At 42.6% G+C, this 8,282-nt stretch carries 7 protein-coding genes and 1 pseudogene; all 8 read left to right on the top strand.

What is annotated here, in order from left to right; all coding sequences use genetic code 11:
* Nucleotides 1–596 (top strand): annotated as a pseudogene (locus ACFIK8_RS08455) (hypothetical protein); the annotation flags it as partial.
* A 24-nt stretch (nucleotides 597–620) separates the two neighbouring features.
* Complete coding sequence (locus ACFIK8_RS08450; RefSeq protein WP_375636718.1) at nucleotides 621–2,033, top strand: hypothetical protein; 1,413 nt, start codon at nucleotides 621–623, stop codon at nucleotides 2,031–2,033.
* A 1-nt stretch (nucleotide 2,034) separates the two neighbouring features.
* Entirely contained in the window at nucleotides 2,035–4,221 is a 2,187-nt protein-coding gene (locus ACFIK8_RS08445; RefSeq protein ID WP_375669191.1) for a hypothetical protein, read from the top strand.
* Between the two features lie 16 nt (nucleotides 4,222–4,237).
* Complete coding sequence (locus tag ACFIK8_RS08440) at nucleotides 4,238–4,885, top strand: transglycosylase SLT domain-containing protein (RefSeq protein WP_375669190.1); 648 nt, start codon at nucleotides 4,238–4,240, stop codon at nucleotides 4,883–4,885.
* Nucleotides 4,886–4,897: 12 nt separating this feature from the next.
* Nucleotides 4,898–5,899, top strand: coding sequence for a phage tail protein (locus ACFIK8_RS08435; RefSeq protein ID WP_375669189.1), 1,002 nt, complete (start codon nucleotides 4,898–4,900; stop codon nucleotides 5,897–5,899).
* 7 nt (nucleotides 5,900–5,906) lie between these two features.
* A complete protein-coding gene (locus tag ACFIK8_RS08430; protein ID WP_375669188.1) occupies nucleotides 5,907–6,920 on the top strand; it encodes a phage tail protein in 1,014 nt (337 codons plus the stop codon).
* A 7-nt stretch (nucleotides 6,921–6,927) separates the two neighbouring features.
* Complete coding sequence (locus ACFIK8_RS08425) at nucleotides 6,928–8,055, top strand: phage tail protein (RefSeq protein WP_375669187.1); 1,128 nt, start codon at nucleotides 6,928–6,930, stop codon at nucleotides 8,053–8,055.
* A gap of 9 nt (nucleotides 8,056–8,064) precedes the next feature.
* Nucleotides 8,065–8,282, top strand: a 218-nt coding sequence (locus ACFIK8_RS08420) for a hypothetical protein (RefSeq protein ID WP_375652209.1), incomplete at its 3' end; no start/stop codon positions are given.

The raw sequence follows: 8,282 nt of genomic DNA, 5'->3' as shown, positions 1-8,282 counted from the left end.
TAGACCGTGTAAGAGATACGATTAACAGTTCTTTTGCAGGTGCGGGTCGTTATGGGTCCGGTGCACATGCAGGTGTATTGGCAAATGAACTTGGTGCTTTGTCCACAAGTGCTACAGCAGACCAGTATAATCGTGATGCGGATCGCATGATGCAAGCCAATGCCATGATAGACCAAGCCAATCAAAATCAGTTGGGAGCCTCAAATAACTTTTTACAGGGTTATGGCAATGCCTATTCCAATGCCATACAGGGGGGAGGTGTGCTTGATAATTACAATCAGAGAGTTGTTGATGCCAATCGAGAACGTTGGCTGGAGCAAGACAATAGCGGCTGGAATAAGTTGAATATGCTTATGAACGCCGGTCATGGTTTTGCAAGGAACTACGGTACAACGACGAATAATAATACAGCCTCTATGATGCAAGGCAATAACCCATGGAAAAATGTAGGGGCTATAGGTTCTCTGGCACTTCAAGCAGCACCGATGGCTTTTGGTTATATGGCAGGTGGTCCAATGGGAGCAGCGTTGGCAGGAGGAGCATCCAAGTTTTTTTTAAATTACATGAATCAAAAGAAAGCTCTGGAGAATAATTAAAGAATAGTTTTGTAGGAGAGTGTGATGGTTGCACCGATAATACCAATGGCTTTAGTAACAGGAGCGAGATTTGCACCGCATATTATGAGATATCTTTATCCCAGAATGGCTCCAAAAGCGGTTACAGGGGCGCAAAGATTTGGACAATTCATGAAAGCAAGTCCAAAGAGTACCATAGCTACTGGAGGGGCAATGACTCTCGCCCCTTTGATGGCACCAGAGGAAGTACATGCTCCAAACAACCCCTATTTACAGAATATGCAGCAGCCATATGGACCATTTATGCCCTATACGGCTCCTAAAACGGAAATGCCTCTTGGTGTAGGAAATCATTCCCCTATGCCAAATGCACTGGAGGACGCTCCACAAGAACTTAAACCTCATGTTAATGAACAAATGCAACCCCAAACGCAACCATTAGCGCCCGCAACCCCAACACCGCCTCCTGAACCGACAGATTTAGATAAATTTTTACAGTCCAATACTTATAAGTTTTTTCAATCAGATGCGTATCAGAAGCTCAAAGATCTTTTTGCAGGTATGGCGGCAGCACCCACAGATGGTTCTGGATGGGATGCGCTTGCAAGTGGTGTGAAGCATCTTAATGAAGGTGATAAACAAAGAGGGCAGGTTAATCAGACCGTCGAGTATCTGAAATCCAAAGGCTACAGTGAAGAAGAAGCTGCTGTCATGGCACGGAATCCTCAAATGCTTAGTGCATTGCTAACAGGTGGTGATACTCCTAAACTACTTGCGGGGCATGAATGGTATACCGATCCAGAGACAGGTGAACGTGGACAGAGACCGATGTCAGGGACTCTACAGGCATTGGAGTATAATCAGAAGCTACAAGCACAGAAAGAGTGGGAGGGTAAAAAGCAAAAAAATATTATTGCCACAAAACATCAGATGAACGCTGGGATAGATGCTATTCGTGATTCGATTGCACTCATTCGCAAACATAAGATTAACGGGTTTAAGGCGTGGGCTACGCGTGGAATTGGAGGAACTCCTGCGAATGAATTAGAAAATTTATTTGATACGATTAAGGGTGGTGCTTTAAAGGCGGTATTTGAGAGCTTAAAATCGATGGATCCTAGAGGAAGTCTTAGTGTTGGTCCTATATCAGATTACGAAAGTCGGACGATGGTAGCAACCTTTGGTTCTTTAGATTCTGCGCGTAATACAAAAGGGCTACTGAAAACTTTAGAAAATCTTGAAATAACATTTAATGCTTTAAATAAGCTTCAGAAAACTGATTTGCATGATTGGATGACGGGGAAGATAACCCCTCAAGAAATCTCTGATAAATATAATACTCAGAAAAAAGGCGTTATGGAGTTTGTGAAGGTATCCAGTCCCAAAGAGAGCGCTAAATTTGAGATAGGAACAAAAATTCAAGATGCAGATGGTAATATTAGAATAAAGAGATACTAAAATGCTTAATCATAAGAATGATAACGTTGGAAAACGTCAGGTTTGGAATGATGATCAGTATCCTATTATTGGACATATAACAGATTATAATAAACGCTCTTCAAATAGTCAGATTTGGAATGATGATCAATATCCTATTATTGGACACATATCAGACTATAACAACCATTCTGATGAGGAAGAAGCAGAACATCCCGAAATAAGTAGCAGTGAAGCCTTTTGGAATTCTTTAAAGCATGGTTTGAGTTTTAATTTAGATGATGAAATTGCGGGGATCACAGCGGCAGGACGTGATTCTGATGATGAGTTGGCAATAAGTGCTTTTTTGAATGGGCTTTACAACTATTGGACTGGAGATAAGAAAACCATAGAAAAATATGAGAAAGAAGCCAATAGAATACGTGATTATTATCGTAGGATGAGTGATCAACATTATTGGACTTCTTTTGCTGGAAATGCTTTAGGATCGGCAATCCCTTCACTTGCGACTTTAGGGGGAGGATTATTAGCCTCAGGAGCACGCTTTGTAGCGCCTACACTTGCAAGGAATGTGGCGGGGTCAAAATTAGGTCAAGCCTTTTTGAACACTGGTCAGTCATTTCCAAGTCGATTTGCAAGTCCATTTTTAGGCATCACGAACAAAACAACATTACCTCATTTGCTTAAAGTAGGAGCGGCATCTGGTGCATTACATGGCGCAGGAGAAGGCGAAGGACTTGGTAATACACTTACAAGTACGTTATCTGGTGCAGGTTTAGGAGCGGGCGGGGCATTGGTTGGAAGTGCTTTAGGTCATTTGGCTGGTTATCCGGTAAGCGGAATACGAAGACTTTTTTCTCCTTCTCATAAGCAAGGTGTTGCAACAGACACATTAAGAGAAATCAGTAAACATTTAGGTAAGGAGGCTTCTGAAGAGCTAGGAAACTCTTTTAAGAATGCAGTTCCTACCGATTACGTAGCTGATCATAGTCCTTTTTTACAGGATCTTGTTTTTGATATCGCGAAAAGAAACCAAGGAGCTTATCTTGATTTGACCAAAAGAGCTGGGCAGAGAGCGCTGGGAGGAGGGGAGCGTATTCATCAGGCAGCAGATGAACACTTTGTTCCTCGTCAAAATGTTACAGGTTTAAAAGATGATCTTATCGCGAGTAGGGAAGCAGCGACAGATAGTCTTTACGAAATAGCTAAGAAGACTCCTATAAGAGAAAAATATTATGATGCTCTTAATGAATTAATGAAGCGTCCATACTTCAAACAAGCTTATGATGAAGGGTTAAAGGAGTTCACGAGCGGTGGGAACAAAGTCAGTCCGTTTTCTTCTCAAAAGTTTAGTCTCCTTAAAGAAAAACCGAACATGGGGATTCTTCATGAAACGCAGCGTAAACTTCGTTTTATGACAGATACAGCGAGGAACATGGGAGATGATAGCAAAGTTCGTACTTTAGTAGGTATCCGGAAAAAATTGTTAGAGCTTATGGATGATGTATCATCTGAATATAAGAAGGGGCGGGCATTGTATCATCAGTACAGTTCACGTGTAGATGCCATGGATGAAGGTTCAAAAATCCTTAGCAAGTCGGTTAATAAGGATGAATTCAGTAAAATTTTTGATGAATTACCAGAGGGACAACAAGAATACTTTAAAAAAGGATCAAGGGGAGAACTTTTCGAGGGCATGAGGCAAACGACAGATAAAGTCTCCAAGGCAAAGGAGATTTTTGATACGGATGATCTTTATGAAAGATTTGCAAAGATTTACGGAGCAGATAAAGCTTCTACGGTTAAGAAGGTTGTCAATAAAGAAGCCAATTATGCAGATTTTTATAACAGAATACCAAATCGTATAGCGAATAAAGAGATATCTTTTACGCATAATGTAAGTATGCCAACGGGTAAATTTGATGCAGCTATGCAAGCAGGAAAAGCAGCGGTGAAGGCTTCTTCTATTCCATTCAAAGAAGCGGCTTTAAGAGAGCGTCAACGCATTGAAAAGGATATCGTCAAGTTGTTAACAGGTGGTTCAAAAATTCCCAATGATAAAATTGTAGAGCTCATTCAAAGCATGGTGACAGCGCATAATCGCGGATACGTTACAAAAGAGTGGGTGAACAAATTTTTGGCTGCGTTGTTTGGAGGAGGAGGAAAAGCATTGGCTGGTCAATTTAATATGCTGAGTACACCAAGGTAGGGGAGAACGTTTAACGATGACCCGTTATAGTCCTTCTGTCAATCAAGCGATACGGCAAACGGCAGCGCGTTATGGTTTGCCAGAGAGTTATTTGTACCGTGTTGCGCAAGTTGAAAGTGGTGGCAATCCGAATGCAAGGAATCCCCGCTCTTCTGCTGGTGGTTTGTATCAATTTATCGATAGCACAGCAAAACAATATGGTTTGCAGGATCGTTTTGACCCCATGCAAGCGGCGGATGCCATGGGGCGGTTTACACGGGATAATCGCAATCATTTAAGCCGTCTGTTGGGGAGAGCGCCTACAGATGCAGAATTATATCTAGCGCATCAACAAGGTGCAGGAGGAGCCGCGCGGCTTCTTCAAAATCCCCATGCCAATGCGGCGCAAATTGTTGGGAGCAATGCGGTTGGCTTGAATGGTGGTAACAACGCTATGCGTGCAAGTGATTTTGTCAACCGTGTATTACAGATGTATGGGGGGCAGCCTTATAGAGCAAGTCCTACAGCGCATGGTGGCATTAGAAATAGAGACAACTTGTTAGAGGTTTTAAGGGCATTATTAGCATCACAAGAAGAGGCTTCGGAAGAAGAAGAGAGTGATGATGATAATCCTTTGATGACGCAATTCATGCGGGCGTTTTACGGACCGTTTTACCGGAATTAGGATTCACGAGAGATGTCAACGATTTATGATTGGTCGCTTAGAGCGGCGGATAATACGCGCGTGGATGATTTGATTGATTGGTCCGAAGGACAGCATCCTAGCAGTGTGAACACGAGCGCCCGTGTGATGATGCAGCGCGTAAAGGAATACTTGTCAGACACGGGTGGAGAGCTTGAAGGCATTGTGACAAATGATCATGTCCAACAAACGAGTGTGATAAGACTTGCAAGCACTTCACAGTTTTTAGAGTATAAGAATGGTATCGTTTTGCGCTTTATGGCGATGGGTAAGAATGTGGGCGCAACCACGATTGTCTTAAATGATTTAGATGGCAAGCCAGTTTATAAAGCAACGGAATTAGGGGTTAGTCCTTTATCAGGGGAGGAAATCCAACAAGGGTGCATTTATACATTGATTTATAATGGAGATCATTGGCATCTTGTTAATCCTACCTCTATCCCTTTAGAAGAAGAAAGCAGTCTTTATCCCACGGGTTTTATAGGAACCTTTGGAATGCGCGGGATTCCAAAGGATTGGTTAATTTGCGATGGGAAGGCTTATTTACGTCGTGATTATCGTGATTTATTTGAGACGATAGGAACGGTTTGGGGAGAAGGAGATGGCGTTGCGACGTTTAATGTTCCCGATTTTCGAGGGATGTTTTTACGGGGTGTTGATGGAGGGCGCAATATTGATGAGGGGCGTTCTTTTGCAAGTGTGCAAACAGATTTAATCGAGTCTCACCAACATCAAGGACAGAGCCTTTCGATGTCTCATTTTACCAGCAACGAAAACTTTTGGGATGGGAATACGACGGATGTATTAGGCTATCGTCTAGGCTTGTTTGGGGGGAGCTCTCTAGCGAATTTTATGGGTATAGAGCGTGAGAATTTAGGGGGCTACATTGTAAGTTCTCATACTCTTGATGAGAGCCAAGAGGTTGTTTTGAAGAGCACTGGTGAAGGCGAGACGCGTCCAGTAAATGTGAGTGTTCTGTTTGCGATTAAGACATGAGGTTAAAATGTCGACGATCTATGATTGGTCTTTAAATGCCTCCTTGAATGCCTATTGTGATGATTTGATTGATTGGTCAAAAGGACAACGTCCTAGCAGCGTGAATAATAGCGCCCGTGTGATGATGCAGCGTGTGCGTGAATATTTATCCGATACGAGTAGTGTAATTGAAAGCACTTTTACGGTTGATGCTGAACAACAGACGACGTTGATAAGACTTCAAAGTAAATCGCATTTTTTGAAATATAAGAATGGGATATCAGTTTGTTTTAAAGCAAAGGGTAAGAATGTTGGGGAAACCGCAATTGCCTTGAATGATTTGGCGGCTAAACCTGTTTACAAAGCGACGGAATTAGGTATCCGTGCTTTATCGGGAGGCGAGCTTCAAAGGGGATGCATTTATAGCTTGGTTTATAGGGATCATGCTTGGCAAGTTTTAAATCCTACGCCTCTTTCTTTATCACAAGAACCGGTTATTCCCGTTTATCCTACGGGGACGATAGGGATTTTTGGGATGCAAGTTTTGCCAGATGGCTGGTTACCCTGTGATGGGAAGGCTTATTTGCGCAGTGATTATCCTGCTCTTTATGATGCGATAGGGATCAGGTGGGGTGGAGCTGATAGTTGGACGAAGTTTAATGTTCCCGATTTGCGTGGTGTTTTTTTACGAGGTGTTGATGATGACCGCGAGATAGACCGCTTTCGTTATCTTGGCACTTTACAAAATGACGCTATGAGAAAGCATGATCATGGGGGTCAATCCTTTACGATTTTGAATGATGAAAATCAGGAAGAGAGTTGGCATGGTGATATGACGATCATCTGGGGATATGTGTTGAATGACCAGCAAAGATTGAAACTTGCTGAACGTTTGGGTGTGAGGGCAGAGGATATACGCGTGCACCATAAGCTAGCCTTTCCCCATTCCCACCTTCACATGCGTGATGTTGTATTGGCAAGTTCAGGTGTAAGTGAGACGCGCCCGATTAATATGAGTGTTGTGTTTGGAATCAAGACGTGAGGTTTAGATGTCCACGATTTATGATTGGTCTTTAACGGCATCTGAGAATGGTGGTGCTGATGCTTTAATTAATTGGTCAGAGGGACAGCATCCTAACACGGTTAATAATAGCGCTCGTTTTATGATGCAAAGGATAAGTGAGTATTTATCGGATACGGGCGGCGTGCTTGAAGGGATTGTGACGGTTGATAATAACCAAAAGATGAGCGTGATAAGGCTTCTAAGCCAATCGGCATTTTTAGAGTATAAGAATGGCATATCGGTTTGTTTTAAAGCAAAGGGCAGGAACATTGGGGCGACAACAATTGCTTTGAATAATTTAGCTGGCAAACCTGTTTATAAGGCGACAGAAACCGGTTTATTAGCCTTGTCGGGAGGAGAGATACAAGATGGTTGTCTTTATACAGTCATGTATGATGAAGAACTTTCGGGGTGGCAAGTTCTCAACCCGACAAGGGGTAAAGTTTCTTCCTTAAAACGCTTACCCTCCGGTCTGATAGGACCGTTTGCAATGGAACGCTTGCCGGATGGTTGGTTGCCATGTGATGGAAGTGCTTATTCACGGTATGTTTATTGGGATTTATTTTGTGTCATAGGAACGACGTGGGGAGAAGGGGATGGCGTTGAGACGTTTAATGTTCCCGATTTTCGGGGGCTATTTTTACGGGGACTTGATAATGAACGCAATTTAGACCCTTGGCGTTCTTTTGCAAGTATACAACCCTGTTCTTTAAAAGCGCATGAACATTTTATAGGTCCAGCGTCATCAGAAGGTCTTTCTTCTCGTAAAAAACGGGATGTTTCTTCTTCTGAAGTTTCTTTGCAAAGGCGAAAGAGAGCTATAGACGAAGAGTGTGTAGGTTTGAGTGGGGATAGCTTAAAAAAATGTCATGAAGAATTTGACCGAATAGTGGGCATTTCAGAGGTTCCATTTTGGTTTACAGAAAAAGATAAACCGCCTCGTTTACCTTGGTTTATCAGGAGCCCGTTTGCTAATTTTTTATATTATTCAACGCCTATAACAGAAGGGCTGAATGACAGAGAGCATCATGAACATCACCTTATGGCAGAGAGGGTTGGTGGTGTTGAAACGCGCCCCGTTAATGTGAGTGTCATTTATGGGATCAAGACATGAGGAGTTGAAATGTCATTAAAACCGTTTGCGATATCAGAGATTAGCGACCCGTCTCAAGTACGGGTCGTTTTGTATTCGGGGGGAGGTTTTGTACATGCGCCGCTTAATGGCGTTTTTGATTTACTGAAAGCCGCTTTGAAAACAGAGCTTGATGGTTCACTGAAAGATTTAGAGAAGCGCTTAGAGGCTTTAAGAGAAGAGTTTGAAGATTTAAAAGAGTGTTCATT

This window comes from Bartonella sp. MR168JLCBS (assembly GCF_042194175.1).
The sequence above is the reverse complement of the archived record's forward strand: the minus strand, read 5'-3'. Positions and strand labels throughout refer to the sequence as shown.